A 15,977-nucleotide genomic window follows, 5' to 3' on the forward strand; every position below is an offset into this window, starting at 1 on the left:
CGAGAAGCGATGGTGAGCGAGGGACCGCGAATCAGAGCGATTTGCGAAAATGGCAAACCAGAAGCGCCGTAGCGTTTCGCGACGTCGGGGCGGCAGGGGGATTGATAAGGGGGCGAAGCCGTCTAGCCCCCTTGTCCTCTGGTGTGGAACGAGTAGTTCCACGACTTTCGCAAACGAAGTTTGCAATCACGTAGTGATAATCTTGCCAAGCGAAGCTTGCTATGGCGCAAGCCATAAAATCAAAGCCCGCTGCAGGCGATTTAGCACACCAGTGCTGGCAAGCAACGCCAAGTGTCACCGACTAACACGAAAACCAACCAGCAACCCCCGTTGCCAACCGGCAACAAAAAAGCCCGCTTTGCGGGCTTTTTCAGTCAAACCAACGAAAGGTAAATTACTTACCTTCGTTATAACGTTCTGCACTAGACAGGATCTCAGCACGGGCAGAAGCAGCATCTTCCCAACCGTCAACTTTAACCCATTTGCCTTCTTCCAGATCTTTGTAGTGTTCAAAGAACTGTTTGATCTGTGCTTTCAGCAGTGCTGGCAGATCGTTCACATCGTTGATGTGTTTGTATTCTTTAGAAATCTTGTCGTGCGGTACGGCAACGATTTTAGCGTCTTCACCTGACTCGTCGGTCATTTTCAGTACGCCAACTGGACGACAGCGGATTACGCTACCTGGTTGCAGTGGGTATTGAGTTGGCACCAATACGTCAACTGGGTCACCGTCCAAGCTCAGAGTTTGGTTCACGTAACCGTAGTTACATGGGTAGAACATTGGTGCGGTCATCATACGGTCAACAAACAAAGCGCCTGTGTCTTTGTCTACTTCGTATTTAATCGGATCGTGGTTTTGTGGGATCTCGATAATAACGTAGATATCATCTGGCAGAGATTTGCCCGCAGGCACAGCATTTAAGCTCATGTAAGTATCCTTTCACTTAACAGTGGCAACTTGGCCGTATAGACGGCGCGAATATCAGTGTGGCGGCTATTATAGCGCGAAAGCGTGGCTTGCCAATGCTGACAAGCCTATCCGCTTAATTCGATTACTTGTGGTACTGCAAACAGGTGGCGACTTCGTTGGTTGAACCAAGGATCACCGCTACCCGCTGGTGGATCGCTTCTGGGGCAATATCCAGAATATTTTGGTAGCCAGTGCTGGCGCTGCCGCCGGCTTGTTCCACCAACATCGCCATTGGGTTGGCTTCGTACATCAAACGCAGTTTGTACGGTTTGTCAGGGTTTTTGCAGTCGGTTGGGTAGGTAAAAATGCCGCCGCGACACAGTACGCGGTGCACATCACCCACCATGGCGGCAATCCAGCGCATGTTGAATGATTTGCCGCGTGGGCCGTTTTTGCCTTGCAGCAAGTCGTCGATGTAACGCTGCATTGGGCTTTCCCAGAAGCGTTGGTTGGACATGTTAATCGCAAATTCGGCGGTGTCTGCGGCAATGCTGACTTTGTCTTGGGTCAGCACAAATTCGTTGCTGTCGGTATCAAGGGTAAATAGCTGGGTGCCTTTGCCGGTGGTCAGCGCCAGCATGGTGGCAGCGCCGTACAGCACATAACCGGCGGCGACTTGATGGCGACCCGATTGCAAAAAGCTTTGCTCGCTCACGGCGCCAGCAGGTGCAGGCAATACCGAGAAGATGGTGCCCACCAGCGAGTTGATGTCGATGTTGGATGAACCATCGAGTGGGTCAAAGCACACTAAAAAGTCACCGCTGTCGCTGACGATCACTGGCTCATCTTCTTCTTCTGATGCCAGTGCGCGCACATTGCCTGCGGCGGCTAATGCCTCTTTGAGCATGTCGTTAGTGATCACATCTAATTTTTTTTGCGTCTCACCTTGCACGTTTTCATGGTCGGTGGTGCCCAGCACGCCAGCTAATGCGCCGCGGCGAACGGCTTGGCTGATGCTGATAGAGGTTGTCGCAAGGGTGTTGATGAGATGAGTCAATGAATCCGGAACGGCTTTTTCCGCAAGGGCTTGTGCCAGCGTTTGCATACTATTTCCTTGTTTTCATGAGGGGCAAATGGTGGAAAGGCGCGAATGTTCCCCGTAGCTGCGTTGCACCGGCATTGGCCTGCTGATGCAAGGCGTTTTAGCACCTTTCCTCAAGCCGATCATAATACCCGATTTGGCGCTAGTTTGTCTGCCATGGGCAAAATAGGGCAGAATGTCGGCTCGCATTGGTAAGTTAATCGATCACCTCGGAAAATAATAAATGAATCGACTTAGGATGTTCTCTGTACTTATGGCAATCCCTCTGACATTGGCGGCCACCCTCGCCGAGGCGCAAAGCCTTGAAGGTGGCAAGCAAGCGTTAACCGTAGAGCGGTTATATGACTCGCCCGATCTGGCCGGTAAAAGCCCGCGCCAGTTGAAGATCTCTCCCGATGGCAGCCGCGCGACTTTTTTGGTCGGCCGTGCTGACAACCAACATTTTTACGACTTGTGGCAGATGGATGTGGCGAGCGGCAAAGTGAGCGTGTTGCTGAATGCTGACAAGTTGGCACAAGGTGAACTGTCGGACGAAGAAAAAGCCCGCCGTGAACGCCAACGTATCTATGGTGAAGGAATCATGGAATACGCGTGGTCAGACGATGGTAAAGCGCTGTTAATCCCGGCCTCTGGCAAGCTGTATTACTACGCACTAGCGGAGGGCAAAGCCAAGCTGTTGCCGACTGGTAATGACTTTATTACCGATGCCAAGCTGTCTCCCAAAGGCCATTTTGTGTCTTACGTGCAGGGGCAAAACTTGTGGCTGTTGGATTTAGCCAGCAACAAAGTCACCCAACTGACTAAAGATGGCGGCGGTGCGATTAAGAACGGTATGGCCGAGTTTGTTGCCCAAGAAGAGATGGGCAAAATGAGCGGCTACTGGTGGGCGCCAGATGAATCGGCCATCGCCTTTAACCGCGTTGATGAAACGCCAGTAGAGCTAGTGACGCGCAACGAAATCTATGCCGATGGCATCAAGCTGACCCAGCAGCGTTATCCGTATGCCGGTAAGCCGAACGTGCTGATCCAATTGGGCGTGATTGCGTTGGCTGACAACAACATCAGCTGGGTGGATATTGGCAAAGAAACCGATATCTATCTGCCGCGAGTGAAATGGTTGCCAGACAGCAAACATTTGTCGTTTGAATGGCAAAGCCGCGATCAACATGACTTGGATTTGCGGGTGGTGGATGTGACCAGCAATGCCAAGCCGGTGTCGCTGATTAAAGAACATAGTGAAGCGTGGGTGAACCTCAACGATGACCTGCACTTTTTGAAAAACGGCGACATTTTGTGGACCTCAGAGCGTGATGGTTTCAACCACATCTACCTGTTTGACCACAACGGTAAAGTGAAACAACAACTGACTAAAGGCGCGTGGGCGGTGGATAGCATCGACCATGTGGATGAGAAAGCACAGTGGATCTACTTCTCTGGCCGCAAAGATAGCGATGTTGAAAAACACCTCTACAAAGTGAAGTTTGATGGTTCAGGCTTTAGCAAATTGTCAGATAAAGGCGGCATGCACAGCGCAGTATTTGCCGACAACAAAGCGATCTACCTCGACTACTTTGACTCACTGGCGCAGCCACCGCAGATCTCATTGCACGATGACAGCGGCAAACGGTTAGCTTGGGTGGAACAAAACGCGGTTAAACAAGGCCATCCGTTGTATGACTACGCGGGTTTGTGGCAACTGCCAGAATTTGGCAGCTTAAAAGCGGAAGATGGACAAACGCTGCATTATCGCCTGTTCAAGCCAGTTGATTTTGATGCCAGCAAAAAGTACCCGGTGCTGGTGCGCGTATACGGCGGCCCACATGCGCAGTTGGTCACTAACTCGTGGAGCAGCCAAGATTACTTTACCCAATACTTGCTGCAGCAAGGCTTTGCGGTGTTCCAACTGGATAACCGTGGCTCAGGCCATCGCGGCACCAAGTTTGAACAAGTGATCTACAAGCAACTCGGTGTAGCGGAAGTAGAAGATCAGAAAAAAGGCGTGGATTACCTGCGTACCTTGCCGTGGATTGATAGTGAGCGTGTTGCGGTTTACGGCCACAGCTACGGCGGTTACATGGCACTGCTGTGTTTGTTTAAAGCGCCAGATTACTTCAAAGCCGCTATAAGTGGCGCGCCAGTGACTGACTGGAGCTTGTACGACACTCACTACACCGAGCGTTATTTGAGTAACCCCGCCACCAACGCCGAAGGCTATCGCCTCAGCAGCGTGATGCCGTACGTGAAAAATTACCAAAGTGGTTTGTTGATGTATCACGGCATGGCCGATGACAACGTGTTGTTTGAAAACAGCACGCGTGTATATAAAGCGCTGCAAGATGATGGCAAGTTGTTTGAAGTGATGACTTATCCCGGTTCCAAGCATTCAATGCGTGGCAACCAAGTGAAAACTCACCTGTATAAAACGATTACTGACTTCTTAGAGCGTAAGTTGCAGTAAGGTTTTTTCTTGGTTCAGAGCCGCTGGTGACCTTGCTCATCAGCGGCTTTTTTTGTGCGGCGTTTTAAGCGAGCAAGCGGCTTGCTGGCGGTTGCTCTCCCTCTACAACAGGCTTCATCTTGATCAAATGGGCGTACCTCGGTGTGTGTTGAACAGATCGGAGCAGTGCAGCGTGGTCATCATACTGCGGTAAATTTCAGCAATAACGACCAATTTACCAATAGCTTGCCGCAATCAGCCCCGTAGCGCTGCGCCGCGAGGCAGCCGCAAGCGCGTCATTAACTGCGCGGTGTGGACTACGTTTTGTTGCTGAGTTGTTACACTTAGAACAATGGCAAGGTACCACGGCAGTGCTGTGGCGTAGCGCCATTGCTTTTACAACCCATGCAGATGCGGGAGAACTCGTATGAGTAAGCTCTTCATTATTGAACCGCAGGAAGCCGCTCAAGTAGATGTCATCGCAAAAGGAGTTGAATTGGCTAGGCAGCTCGCCCTCGCGCCCGAGGTGTTTGCCTATTGTTATGAATATATTCCCGATAACCCGGTGTTATTTGGGGATGCGCCGCAACAGATTGTGAAGCACAAACGGCAGGAGTTAACGGCGCAGTTGGCAGCGCATGAGCTGGCCGATGTGCCTGTTAACGTGGTGTGGCATAAACATATGTGTGAACACGTTGCCGAACACAGTGCCGCCAACGGTTTTAGTATGGTGGTTAAAGGGATCTACGCGAGTAACAATCTGTGTCCGAGCGATTGGCATCTGCTACGTTCGAGTAAGGTGCCGGTGATGCTGCTGACCGAGCAGCCATTGCAGCGCGGCAATACGGTACTGATGGCGCTGGATTTAGATACCCTTAAGCCAGAAAAACTGGCGCTCAACCAAAAGGTGAGCCAGTACGCAGCGCAACTGGCAGAGATCTCTGGTGCGACGTTGCACTTAGCATTTATTGTGCGCGCGCCACGGCTGTTGCGGGATTTAGCCGTCATCAATTCCCACGAGTTGGTCAAAGAGGCTTATCAACGCCACCAAGAGGCACTGAACGACATCGGCTTGCCACCAGAGCAAGTGCACTTTATTTGCGGTGATCCGGCGCAGTGTATTTACCAACTGTCGTGTAGCCTTAAGAGCCAATATGTGGTGTTGGGCGCGAATCAACGCCAAGGGATTGCGGGCTTTGTATTGGGCAACACCGCGGAGCAGATCTTGCAGAACATCCGTAGTGACGTGCTAGTGATCCCTAAAGGGGCGGTGGATGCGTGCTAAGGCTGATGTAAATAGCTTTGCGCCCTGCTGATACAGGGCGCAGCTAATAAGACTGGCGTTAGCGCGGTGCGCTTTTGCGCATGCGGCGGCTCAGTTCCAGCAGTGCATCGGCTGCGGGTGTGAGCGGTAAGTTCGTCCGCCAGATCAAGCCGATCTGCCAGGTCAATTCCTGCTCCATGGCGCGGAAGGTCAGCTTATTGCTATTCAATTTTTGGCAAATTGGTTCCGGCATAATCGCCAGCCCCATGCCTTCTTCCACCATAGATCCAATAAAGTCCCACTGACCGCTGCGAAAGGCGATATTGAGGTTGATGCCTAACTCGCGGGTGATGCGAGAGAACTGCTTGGTCAGCGAGAAATCATCGTTAAACACAATAAACGGATAGTGCGACAGATCTTGCCAACTGATCTTCTCTTTATCAGACAAGGGATGATGCTGCGGCAAACAGACCTTAAGCGGGTAGGCTTGTAATAGCGTGGACGACAGCTGCTCGGTGTGGGTGACCGGCAGGGCGGTAAAGCCGATGTCGATAGTATCTGCCAGCAGGGCTTGCTCACTACCAAAGCCGCCAAACTCCTGCATCTGCAACTCCACGCCGGGGTAGAGCTTACGGAACTCGGTAAGAATATCGATAGTCAGGCTGCTCATCATCGGGCACACACCTAAGCGCAGATGGCCGGATTTTAAGCCGCTCAAGTTGGCTAGGTCCTGCTCCATACGATGCCACTGGCCCATGATTTGGCAGGCGCTGGTATGGAAAATCTGCCCCGCTTGGGTCAGTTCCACTTTTTGGTTGCTGCGGATCAGCAACTGCTGTTCGAGGGATTCTTCCAGCCGCTGCACCATTTTGCTCAAGGTGGGCTGAGTCAGATAGAGCTGCTCCGCTGCTCGAGTGAAGTTACCGATTTCCACTAAGCGTAAGAAGCAATGTAACGTCTTGATCGGAACATTCATTCTATTTCGGCATCCTTACTATCAATTTAATTCATTTTACCTATTGCGGTATCCGATATTAATCTTTAGTCGAATAAATTGACAGGAGTATTTCCATGAAAGCATATCAAGGTGGTTGGGTCACAGCCCTGTTTGACGCGGCAACTGCGCCTGTTGAGCCTAAGGCAAAAAAAGACACTGCGCAATCTCAGCGCCGTCAGCCAGCGATGACCAGTAAAAAACTGAAACACGCATAAAAAACACCCGGCAAAACCGGGTGTTTTTTATTGAGCAATGATGTTGCTAAGCAACGGGCGATTAGGCCTTTTTCACAAACTCAGATTTGAGTTTCATGGCACCAAAACCGTCGATTTTACAATCGATGTTGTGGTCGCCTTCAACTAAGCGAATATTCTTCACACGGGTACCCACTTTCAGCGGGTTAGACGCGCCTTTCACTTTCAAGTCTTTAATCACGGTTACCGTGTCGCCATCGGCCAACAAGTTGCCGTTGGAATCTTTAACGATCAGACCATCTTCTTCAGCGCCAGCATCCTGTGGGTTCCATTCATGGGCGCATTCAGGGCAGATCAACATGCTGCCATCTTCGTAGGCATAGGCTGAATCGCATTTAGGGCAGTTGGGCAAGTCACTCATCGAATGTTTCTCATGTTATATGGGTTTATGTCCGCCTTTGGGCGCACAGCAAAATCAAATATAGCGGCTTGCATGGCAATTCACCTCACAACAGCCGGGCGCGGATTATAACCATAAAGTTATTATGGTTTCATCATTGATATGGATTTTGTTGTAAGCGGAGGGTAATTTTTGTGAGCTATTGTTGGCTCATGCTACAGTGCGCGGCATTAGCTCACAGTAACAATTGATTGATGACCAGTTCTCTCGTTTGCCCGTTATGCCATAGCCAACAAGCCAAACTGCCCGTGGCCGCGCGCGTACCGCGTGACTATTGGCACTGCCAAGAGTGCGCGCTGATCTTTATGGCGCCGCTGCATCGGCTCAGTTTGGCCGATGAACACGCTTACTACGCTACCCATGAGAACAACCCCGAAGATGCGGGGTACTTAAAGTTTCTCAGCCGTTTGGCGTTGCCACTGGCGGCGCATCTGCGGGCGGGCATGCACGGCTTAGATTTTGGTTGCGGCCCCGGCCCTGCAATGCCAACGCTGTTAGCGCCGTATCAAGTCAGCTGCGATAACTACGATCCCTACTTTTTCCCCATTGCGCTGCAACCGCAGTACGACTTTATTTTATCAAGCGAGTGCTTTGAGCATTTTCATCACCCCGACCAAGAGCTAGCCAAGCTGGTGGCCTTACTGCCCAAAGATGGGCTGCTCGGCGTGATGACAGATACTTGGCAAAGCCATGAGCAGTTTTATGACTGGCACTACACCCGCGACCCAACCCATGTGAGTTTCTTCCATCGCGACACCTATGATTGGCTCTGTCAGCACTACGGCCTTGAAGTCGTCGAATGGCTGCCGCCAAGGGTGATGGTGTTGAAGAAAAGATAGTGGCGGGCTGCGGGCTGCGGGCTGCGGGCTGCGGGTTACGAGTAGCGAGCTGTAAGCAGAAAAGCATAAAACAGTAGCGAGTTGCGGGTCACGAGTTGAAAGCATAAAACAGTAGCGAGTTGCGAGTTGCGAGCTTAAAGCTTAAAGCTGAGGAGATAGTTGTGGTGGTGAGCTTGGCGCGGTAGCGTTTGCTCGACACTCGACACTCGACACTCGACACTCGACACTCGACACTCGACACTCGACACTCGACACTCGACACTCGACACTGGCGTCAGCCATTTAAAGCGATGGCGTTTCCGCAACCACGGAGACGCCATCTGTAAACCACGTTAGAACATCATCCTAATGACTAACGTTTTCTAACCCAGCCGTTGCAGGAATACCCAACCACTGGGGTGTTGCTCGGTGATCAACAACGAGTCACGCGTTACGAGCGACGAGTTGCGAGCTATAAGTCACGAGTTACGAGCTGGATGTTCGCCCTTGCTTTCCGCTTTTATCCTTGGGCTTGTCGCCTAAAGCTTTAAGCTATTAACTCGAAACTCGCGGCTTGCAATTGCCTTTTCTTACCGCTCGTAACTCGCTTCTCGTAGCTCGCGACTGCTATTATTCTCCAAATCCATTTCCCACGATCGCTTGTTTGTTGCTGGCTTGCGGTACATGGCATTGATTACATGAATAATTTCGGCCATTGAGTGTGCCATTATCGTCGATTACGTGTGATTTTGGAATGGCGGTGGCGTGCATCCGTTCCGCCTTGCCCCATGCGTGGCAACTTAAACAGGTGTTGCGTTTTAAGGTAATGGGGTAGTCCGCTTTGTGGGGAATGAGCGGTGGCTGTTGGGCATAGTTGCGGGCGATGGCGTGTCCTTTTTGTGGATACTGAGCCATCTCGGCTGCGGGTAAGGTCACCGGGACGGTGGTGTCGCCCGCCAAGGATTTCACATTCACTGGCGCAGTGGCTTCACTGCTGTTTTGGCCGCTACAGCCTGCTACCGCAAACACGATTGCGGCTAAAGTGAGCAATTTTTTCATCATATTGTCTCCGCCTGTTGGCAAATAAGGCGCTGCCGTGAGCAGCGCTGGCGCTCGGTTATTAGGCCTTTACCACTTTTACAGGGCATTTCTTGAAGTCGGTTTCTTTTGATAGCGGATCAGTGGCATCCAAAATCAATTTGTTCACCAGTTGGCGCGCATCAAAAAACGGCATAAACACCACGCCGCGCGGCGGTTTGTTGCGGCCATTGGTTTCAATGCGGGTTTTTACTTCGCCGCGAGCTGATGACACTAACACTGCATCGCCGTCATTAACGCCACGGGCTTTGGCATCTTCTGGATGCATAAACAGCAGTGCATCTGGTACGGCGCGGTGCAGTTCAGGCACGCGGGCGGTCATGGTGCCGGTGTGCCAGTGTTCCAGCACGCGGCCGGTACTCAGCCACAGGTTGAACTCTTCGTTTGGTTCCTCTGCCGCTGGTTCGTAGGGCAGGGCGAAAATCACCGCTTTACCGTCGGGTTTGCCGTAGAAATTGAAACCTTCACCGGCCTTGACGTAAGGATCTGAGCCTTCAACAAAGCGGCGTTTGGTTTCTTGACCATTGACCACCGGCCAACGCATGCCACGGCTGGCGTGGTATGCATCAAACTCGGCTAAGTCGTGGCCATGTCCACGGCCAAAGGCGGCGTATTCTTCAAACAGGCCTTTTTGAATGTAGAACCCAAACGCATCGGCCTCGTCATTCATGCTGCCTTGGCAGTCGCTGCTCGGGAATTGATTGACGGTGCCGTTGGCAAACAGTACGTCGAACAAGGTTTTGTCGGCGTATTCTGGTTTTTGCGCCAACAGTTCTGCCGGCCACACTTCGCTGACCTTGAACCGTTTAGAGAACTCGACCAACTGCCACAAGTCAGATTTAGCGCCTTCTGGCGCTTTCACTTGTTGGTGCCACATGTGGGTACGACGTTCGGCGTTGCCGTAGGCGCCTTCTTTTTCTACCCACATAGCGGTTGGCAGAATTAGGTCGGCAGTGATGGCGGTGATGGTTGGGTAGGGATCCGACACCACAATGAAGTTCTCGGGATTACGGAAGCCCGGATACACCTCTTCATTGATGTTCGGTCCGGCCTGCATATTGTTGCTACACATGCTCCAGTAGCAGTTGAGTTTGCCATCTTTCAGCATGCGGCTTTGCAACACGGCGTGGTAGCCAGGTTTGGGGGGAATGGTGCCTTTTGGTAAGCCCCAAGCTGTTTCACAGATATCACGGTGTTTCTCGTTGGCAACCACCATGTCGGCGGGCAGACGATGGGCAAAGGTGCCCACTTCACGCGCGGTACCACAGGCGGATGGCTGACCCGTCAGTGAGAATGGGTTGTTACCCGGCGTGGCGATTTTACCGGTGAGCAAGTGCAGGTTATAGAGCATGTTGTTAGCCCACACGCCGCGCACGTGTTGGTTGATGCCCATGGTCCACAAGCTCATCACTTTAACGCTTGGATCGGCATAGGTTTTTGCCAGTTGCAGCAGTTGCTCTTTGCTGGCACCGCTCATTTCACAAGCGTATTCCAAGGTGTAACTGCTAACAAACTTGGCGTATTCCTCAAAGCTGATCGGCGTTGATTTACCGCTACCAGCGTGTTTGGCTTTCTGCTCCAGCGGATGCTCTGGGCGCAGACCATAACCGATATCGGTTTCGCCAAGGGCAAACTTGGTGTGCTTGTTAACAAACTCGGTATTTACCGCGTTGTTTTGAATGATGTAGTTGGCGATAAAGTTGAGGATCACCAAATCTGATTGCGGCCGGAAGATCACGCCGTTGTCGGCTAGATCAAAACAGCGGTTTTGGTAGGTCGATAATACGTGCACTTTGCCGTTCGGGTTGTTCAGGCGGCGGCCAGATAAACGTGCCCACAGAATAGGGTGCATCTCGGCCATGTTGGCGCCCCACAGCACAAAGTGGTCAGCGGCTTCAAAGTCATCGTAGCAACCGGCAGGCTCGTCGATACCAAAGGTACGCATAAAGCCGACAACCGCTGAGGCCATGCAGTGGCGTGCGTTCGGGTCGATATTGTTGGTACGGAAGCCCGCTTTGTGCAGTTTTGAGGCGGCGTAGCCTTCCCAAATAGTCCACTGGCCTGAACCAAACATGCCCACCGAGGTCGGCCCTTTGGTTTTTAGGGCGTGTTTCCATTTGGCGGCCATGGTGTCAAACGCCACATCCCACGACACGGGCGTGAATTCCCCTTCTTTATCGTACTGGCCGTTTTTCATCCGCAGCAACGGCGTGGTGAGGCGGTCTTTGCCGTACATGATTTTGGACAGGAAGTAGCCTTTGATGCAGTTGAGGCCGCGGTTTACTGAACTTTCTGGGTCACCTTTGGTGGCAACTACTTTGCCCTCTTTGGTACCAACCAATACCGAGCAGCCCACACCGCAGAAACGGCACGGGGCTTTATCCCAACTGATGTTATCTTCTTGCGACGCTGCTTCGACCATTTTAATCGGCAGTGTGGCACCTACGGCGGTAGCGGCGGCGACGGCGGCGTTCGCTTTTAGAAACTCGCGGCGACTGATGCTCATGGTGTTTCCTCGTTCTTATGAATTTTAATGACAGTGTTGGTCAATTTGGTGATAGATCAGGCTGCTCGAAAGTACCCCTCGCAAGCCGTTAATGGCTTCAACCTGATCCAGAATCGCTTGTTGTGATTCGCCCTCAACGGTGACGATCATCTTGCCGTCAGCGGTGCAGGCATGAACCTCTGCTCCCGCGAGGGCGCTGATGTGCTGCTGCAATTGCGTTTGATGCTGCTGTGCAGCATGGATCACCAAACTGGTGATGTGGTATTCCACAGTGGTGGCGTGAGACATGGCTGTATTCACTCGACATGCAGGCGGTGGTTTTCACCGGTGACTTAAGTGAGTAAAAGTCTAGAACTTACAAAATGTGGCGAGATATACCTCGCTAGAGGTAAACGGGCGGATAGGCGATCATGATCATGTTTTTGGCGTGATCTTGCTCGCATAACTCGATGATTTAGCTGGTGCTTAAGTAGCTTTTGCTTCGTAGTAAGTAGGGCACCACAGGGAGTGGATATTTGCCGCCATAACCCGCAGCTTAGTAGGAGTGACTTTCGCCGCGAGTTTATCGTTAACCTCGCCGCCGCTCCTCCCACTAATCTCTGCGTTATGCATCTAACACATCGTCAATTTTATTCAGGTATTTTTAAGTTTATTCTGAAATTTAGCCACGCAATTTATGTGGTTTTCTAACCGGATTTCTTAAAAATGGATGAAAATTACTGCGACATTTGTATTTATATTACAAATTTTTAGCCTTATGTGATTTAGATGACGGAAAATTTATTGGCGCGAATATACCATGTGAACAGTTTCCTAAAATCTTGAGAGCGATCCGCAATGTCAAGTACTTCTGAGCGTGTAATCACAGTAAAAAAAGGCCTCAATGTGCCTATTTCTGGAGCGCCCAGGCAGATCATTGAACCGGCCGCATCTACTTCACAAGTTGCTCTGTTGGGCAACGACTATGTTGGCTTAAAGCCAACCATGTTGGTTGAAGTGGGAGACCGGGTCAAAAAAGGCCAGGCGTTGTTCGAGGACAAAAGTAACCTAGGTGTTCGTTTTACCGCCCCCGCCGCTGGCGTGGTCAGCGCGGTGAATCGTGGTGAACGCCGTGTGCTGCAATCGGTGGTGATTGATTGCGATGGTGATGATGCCATCGATTTCGGTGCCGCTGAGCTAAGCACACTTAACCGCGATGCGGTGCAGCAAAAGCTGCTCGATAGTGGTTTGTGGGCTGCACTGCGTACTCGTCCATTTTCCCGTGCTCCAAAACCAGGTTCAGCCCCCGCTGGCCTGTTCATTACTGCGGTGGATACCAATCCATTAGCCGCAGATCCTCGTGTCATTATCCAAGAAGCGGCTGATGATTTTGCCTTTGGCATTAAGGTGCTGCGTTTATTGACCGACGGTACAGTTTATCTGTGCCAAGACGGTCAAGCCGATGCGTTGCCCGGTCATGATGTTGATGGTGTTGAAGTCTACGGTTTCCAAGGTGTGCATCCTGCTGGGTTAGTCGGTACTCACATGCATAAGCTGATGCCAGTGAGCATGGAGCGCCAAGCGTGGCACATCAACTACCAAGATGTGATTGCGGTCGGCCGTTTGTTTGCCACCGGTCAGCTCGATAGTCGCCGCGTGGTGGCCTTGGCTGGGCCAGCCGTGACAGATCCACGTCTGCTACGCACTGTGGTTGGTGCCAAAGCCAGTGAGCTGGTGGCGGGGCAGATCAAAGATGCCGATACCGCGCGGGTGGTGTCAGGTTCAGTGCTGTCAGGCCATGCGGCCGAGGATGAACTGGACTTTTTAAGCCGCTTTAAGCTGCAAGTTTCCGTGTTGCAAGAAGACCATGCGGAAAGTGTGCTGCCGTGGGTTCGCCCTGGCACCGATAAGTTTTCAATTACTCGTACCGTGTTATCTCGGTTCCTTCCTCGCAAGCTGTATGACATGACCACCCATGTTGGCGGTGCTAAACGCGCCATGATGGCCTTTGGTCAGTTAGACCGCGTGATGCCGCTGGATATTCTGCCCACCTTATTGGTGCGCGATCTGGTGGTGCGAGATACCGATGAAGCGCAACTGCTGGGCGCACTAGAGCTGGATGAAGAAGATCTGGCGCTGTGTACCTTTGTCTGCCCAAGTAAGTACGACTTCGGTCAGGAGCTGCGTGCTTGTCTGACGATCATCGAGAGGGAAGGTTAATGAGTAAGTCCAATAAACCCGGACTTCAGGACGCCTACTACGCGCCCGGAAGTACCATTAAGGATTTTTTCCGTTCGCTGTTTATCGGCCACGGTGGCAGTACTCAAGACACAGTACATGTGCGTGATGCTATCGACGTAAAACGCACCATGACTATCGTCGGCATGTGCCTGTTGCCGGTGATCTTGTTTGCTATCTACAACATTGGTTTGCAAGCGCAGTTGGCGTTAGCCGGTGGTGCGAAATTGCCAGACACTTGGCATCAAGCGATTTATAGCACGCTGTTTGGCGAGTTCTCAGCCGACACGGGCTTTGCTGGCAAAGTGTTTTACGGCTTAGTGTATTACGCGCCGATTTATCTGGCGGCGTTGGTCACTACGCTGTTCTGGGAAGTGGTATTTGCCAAAGTCAGAAAGCAAGATCTGCATGAAGGCTTCTTTGTTACCGCACTGCTGTTTAGTTTGTGTATGCCGGCCAACATCGCTTTGTGGCTGGTGGTCATGGGCATCAGCTTTGGTGTGGTAGTGGCTAAAGAGCTGTTCGGCGGCATGGGCTATAACTTCTTAAACCCTGCGTTGGCGGGCCTCGCCTTTATCTATTTTGCTTACCCAACCGAAGTTTCCACCGTGCAACAACTGGTCGCCGTTGATGGTTACACCAGTGCGACCACCTTGGATATTGCCTCTAAAACGGGTCGTATCGCGCAGCAGTTGAGTTTTGCAGGGGCGGATTACAGCTGGTTCAGCGCGTTTTCCGATCCTAAGTGGTGGGATGCGTTCTTAGGCTTTGAAGTTGGTGCCGTAGGTGAAACCAGCACGCTAGCGATTCTGATTGGCGGTGGTTTGCTGCTGCTAACCCGTTTGGCTGATTGGCGCATTGTGGCTGGCGTATTGCTGGGCATGATCCTGACCGCTATCGCCTTTAATGTGTTTGGCGATGCTAAAAATGTTTACTCCTCCATGCCTTGGACATGGCATCTGGTTACAGGTGGCTTTGCTCTGGGGATGATGTTTATGGCGACCGATCCGGTCACAACTGCATACACCCGTCCGGGCAAAATCATCTTTGGTTTGATGGTCGGGGCGATGGCGGTGGTGATTCGTGTAGCTAACGTCAAAATGCCCGAAGGCATCATGCTAGCGATTCTTTTTGCCAACTTATGGGCGCCGCTGCTGGATTCGCTGGTGGCACGTTTCAATATCAAACGGAGGCTGAAACGTAATGGCATTCAATAAAGACAGTATTGCGGGCACCATGGTATTTACCATTGTGCTGTGCCTCGTGTGCTCCTTCATGATCACTGGCACCGCCGATGTGCTCAAAGAGCGTAAGCTCACCAAGAAGCGCGATGAGCTGATGCGCAACGTGCTGGTAGCGGCCAATATCGAAGGGGTGACCAACGATAACTTCCGTGACATTTTCAAAGCTAAAGTGCAGCCAATGCTGGTGAACTTGGAAACCGGTGAACCAGTGGCGGTGGATAACGTGCTGGATTACGACGCCAATATGGCGGCGATTAATCCTGAGACTTCCAGCAAGATCAGCAAGGACATCGCCAAAATTAAGACCCGTGCGAACAATGTGCGCATTTTCAAGGTCAACGACGATCAAGGTCAACTGCAAGCCTTGGTACTGCCGGTTTACGGCAAAGGTTTATGGTCAATCATCTATGGCTTTATCGGCATGGAAAAAGACCTGAATACCGTACAAGGCATCGTGTTCTACGAGCATGGCGAAACCCCAGGTATTGGTGATTTCGTTAACCATGAAGAGTGGCGCATGACATGGCACGGCAAGCAGATCTACAACAGCAACGGCGACGTTGCGCTGAAGATTGTCAAAGGCGGTGCTAAGCCGGGCGATCTCAATGGGGTAGACGGTGTCAGTGGGGCAACCCGCACCGGTGCTGGCGTTGAAAAACTGATCCAATTCTGGTTCGGCAAAGAAGGCTATGAACCACTGTTGGAAAAACTGAAAGCGGCGGGGGTGTAA

Annotated in this window: 14 protein-coding genes; 7 read left to right on the plus strand and 7 right to left on the minus strand. The window is 51.7% G+C overall.

All coding sequences use genetic code 11. The annotated features are described in order from the left end of the window. Window positions 1-394: 394 nt before the first annotated feature. Both ppa and L9G74_RS19125 read right to left on the minus strand, forming a co-directional pair. Entirely contained in the window at window positions 395-928 is a 534-nt protein-coding gene (ppa, locus tag L9G74_RS19120) for an inorganic diphosphatase (protein ID WP_238898375.1), read from the minus strand. Window positions 929-1,052: 124 nt separating this feature from the next. Beyond that, window positions 1,053-2,015, minus strand: a complete 963-nt coding sequence (locus tag L9G74_RS19125; RefSeq protein WP_238898376.1) for a class 1 fructose-bisphosphatase — start codon at window positions 2,013-2,015, stop codon at window positions 1,053-1,055. Window positions 2,016-2,265: 250 nt separating this feature from the next. On the opposite strand from L9G74_RS19125, the gene L9G74_RS19130 reads away from it, so the two are divergent. Then, window positions 2,266-4,470, plus strand: coding sequence for a S9 family peptidase (locus L9G74_RS19130; RefSeq protein ID WP_238898377.1), 2,205 nt, complete (start codon window positions 2,266-2,268; stop codon window positions 4,468-4,470). A 406-nt stretch (window positions 4,471-4,876) separates the two neighbouring features. Continuing rightward, entirely contained in the window at window positions 4,877-5,734 is an 858-nt protein-coding gene (locus L9G74_RS19135) for a universal stress protein (RefSeq protein ID WP_238898378.1), read from the plus strand. Window positions 5,735-5,792: 58 nt separating this feature from the next. Here the strand turns inward: L9G74_RS19135 and L9G74_RS19140 are convergent, their stop codons facing one another. Then, window positions 5,793-6,689 (minus strand): LysR family transcriptional regulator, encoded by an 897-nt coding sequence (locus tag L9G74_RS19140; RefSeq protein ID WP_238898379.1) that lies wholly within the window; start codon window positions 6,687-6,689, stop codon window positions 5,793-5,795. Between the two features lie 95 nt (window positions 6,690-6,784). On the opposite strand from L9G74_RS19140, the gene L9G74_RS19145 reads away from it, so the two are divergent. Further along, window positions 6,785-6,925, plus strand: a complete 141-nt coding sequence (locus L9G74_RS19145; protein ID WP_238898380.1) for a hypothetical protein — start codon at window positions 6,785-6,787, stop codon at window positions 6,923-6,925. 61 nt (window positions 6,926-6,986) lie between these two features. Here L9G74_RS19145 and L9G74_RS19150 read toward each other — a convergent pair whose 3' ends face one another. After that, window positions 6,987-7,325, minus strand: coding sequence for a zinc ribbon domain-containing protein YjdM (locus tag L9G74_RS19150; protein ID WP_238898381.1), 339 nt, complete (start codon window positions 7,323-7,325; stop codon window positions 6,987-6,989). Between the two features lie 233 nt (window positions 7,326-7,558). Between L9G74_RS19150 and L9G74_RS19155 the strand changes: the two genes are divergently transcribed. Continuing rightward, window positions 7,559-8,203: a class I SAM-dependent methyltransferase gene (locus L9G74_RS19155; protein WP_238898382.1), complete on the plus strand. Its 645-nt coding sequence runs from the start codon at window positions 7,559-7,561 to the stop codon at window positions 8,201-8,203. Window positions 8,204-8,812: 609 nt separating this feature from the next. Here L9G74_RS19155 and L9G74_RS19160 read toward each other — a convergent pair. The 3 genes from L9G74_RS19160 to L9G74_RS19170 form a co-directional block, all read right to left on the minus strand. Beyond that, window positions 8,813-9,241, minus strand: coding sequence for a nitrate reductase cytochrome c-type subunit (locus L9G74_RS19160; protein ID WP_238898434.1), 429 nt, complete (start codon window positions 9,239-9,241; stop codon window positions 8,813-8,815). Window positions 9,242-9,302: 61 nt separating this feature from the next. Beyond that, the gene (napA, locus tag L9G74_RS19165; RefSeq protein WP_238898383.1) at window positions 9,303-11,786 is read right to left on the minus strand and encodes a nitrate reductase catalytic subunit NapA; all 2,484 of its coding nucleotides are present in this window, start codon (window positions 11,784-11,786) and stop codon (window positions 9,303-9,305) included. 24 nt (window positions 11,787-11,810) lie between these two features. After that, complete coding sequence (locus tag L9G74_RS19170) at window positions 11,811-12,074, minus strand: chaperone NapD (RefSeq protein WP_238898384.1); 264 nt, start codon at window positions 12,072-12,074, stop codon at window positions 11,811-11,813. 549 nt (window positions 12,075-12,623) lie between these two features. Between L9G74_RS19170 and L9G74_RS19175 the strand changes: the two genes are divergently transcribed. Genes L9G74_RS19175 through L9G74_RS19185 form a run of 3 tightly spaced genes read left to right on the plus strand, consistent with a single transcriptional unit; the run spans window position 12,624 to window position 15,977 of the window. Then, window positions 12,624-13,985, plus strand: a complete 1,362-nt coding sequence (locus L9G74_RS19175; protein WP_238898385.1) for a Na(+)-translocating NADH-quinone reductase subunit A — start codon at window positions 12,624-12,626, stop codon at window positions 13,983-13,985. Further along, window positions 13,985-15,220: an NADH:ubiquinone reductase (Na(+)-transporting) subunit B gene (locus L9G74_RS19180; RefSeq protein ID WP_238898386.1), complete on the plus strand. Its 1,236-nt coding sequence runs from the start codon at window positions 13,985-13,987 to the stop codon at window positions 15,218-15,220. The genes L9G74_RS19175 and L9G74_RS19180 overlap by 1 nt, the downstream gene beginning before the upstream one ends. Next, window positions 15,207-15,977 carry a Na(+)-translocating NADH-quinone reductase subunit C gene (locus L9G74_RS19185; RefSeq protein ID WP_238898387.1) on the plus strand — a complete coding sequence of 257 codons (771 nt, stop codon included), beginning with the start codon at window positions 15,207-15,209 and terminating at the stop codon, window positions 15,975-15,977. The genes L9G74_RS19180 and L9G74_RS19185 overlap by 14 nt, the downstream gene beginning before the upstream one ends.

The organism is Shewanella electrica (assembly GCF_022321485.1).
Classification (GTDB): Bacteria; Pseudomonadota; Gammaproteobacteria; order Enterobacterales; family Shewanellaceae; genus Shewanella; species Shewanella electrica.

Bases quoted from the DNA above. Each gene is read 5' to 3' on its own strand.
- ppa (WP_238898375.1), bottom strand. From the start codon at position 928: ATGAGCTTAAATGCTGTGCCTGCGGGCAAATCTCTGCCAGATGATATC.
- L9G74_RS19125 (WP_238898376.1), bottom strand. From the start codon at position 2,015: ATGCAAACGCTGGCACAAGCCCTTGCGGAAAAAGCCGTTCCGGATTCA.
- L9G74_RS19130 (WP_238898377.1), top strand. From the start codon at position 2,266: ATGGCAATCCCTCTGACATTGGCGGCCACCCTCGCCGAGGCGCAAAGC.
- L9G74_RS19135 (WP_238898378.1), top strand. From the start codon at position 4,877: ATGAGTAAGCTCTTCATTATTGAACCGCAGGAAGCCGCTCAAGTAGAT.
- L9G74_RS19140 (WP_238898379.1), bottom strand. From the start codon at position 6,689: ATGAATGTTCCGATCAAGACGTTACATTGCTTCTTACGCTTAGTGGAA.
- L9G74_RS19145 (WP_238898380.1), top strand. From the start codon at position 6,785: ATGAAAGCATATCAAGGTGGTTGGGTCACAGCCCTGTTTGACGCGGCA.
- L9G74_RS19150 (WP_238898381.1), bottom strand. From the start codon at position 7,325: ATGAGTGACTTGCCCAACTGCCCTAAATGCGATTCAGCCTATGCCTAC.
- L9G74_RS19155 (WP_238898382.1), top strand. From the start codon at position 7,559: ATGACCAGTTCTCTCGTTTGCCCGTTATGCCATAGCCAACAAGCCAAA.
- L9G74_RS19160 (WP_238898434.1), bottom strand. From the start codon at position 9,241: ATGAAAAAATTGCTCACTTTAGCCGCAATCGTGTTTGCGGTAGCAGGC.
- napA (WP_238898383.1), bottom strand. From the start codon at position 11,786: ATGAGCATCAGTCGCCGCGAGTTTCTAAAAGCGAACGCCGCCGTCGCC.
- L9G74_RS19170 (WP_238898384.1), bottom strand. From the start codon at position 12,074: ATGTCTCACGCCACCACTGTGGAATACCACATCACCAGTTTGGTGATC.
- L9G74_RS19175 (WP_238898385.1), top strand. From the start codon at position 12,624: ATGTCAAGTACTTCTGAGCGTGTAATCACAGTAAAAAAAGGCCTCAAT.
- L9G74_RS19180 (WP_238898386.1), top strand. From the start codon at position 13,985: ATGAGTAAGTCCAATAAACCCGGACTTCAGGACGCCTACTACGCGCCC.
- L9G74_RS19185 (WP_238898387.1), top strand. From the start codon at position 15,207: ATGGCATTCAATAAAGACAGTATTGCGGGCACCATGGTATTTACCATT.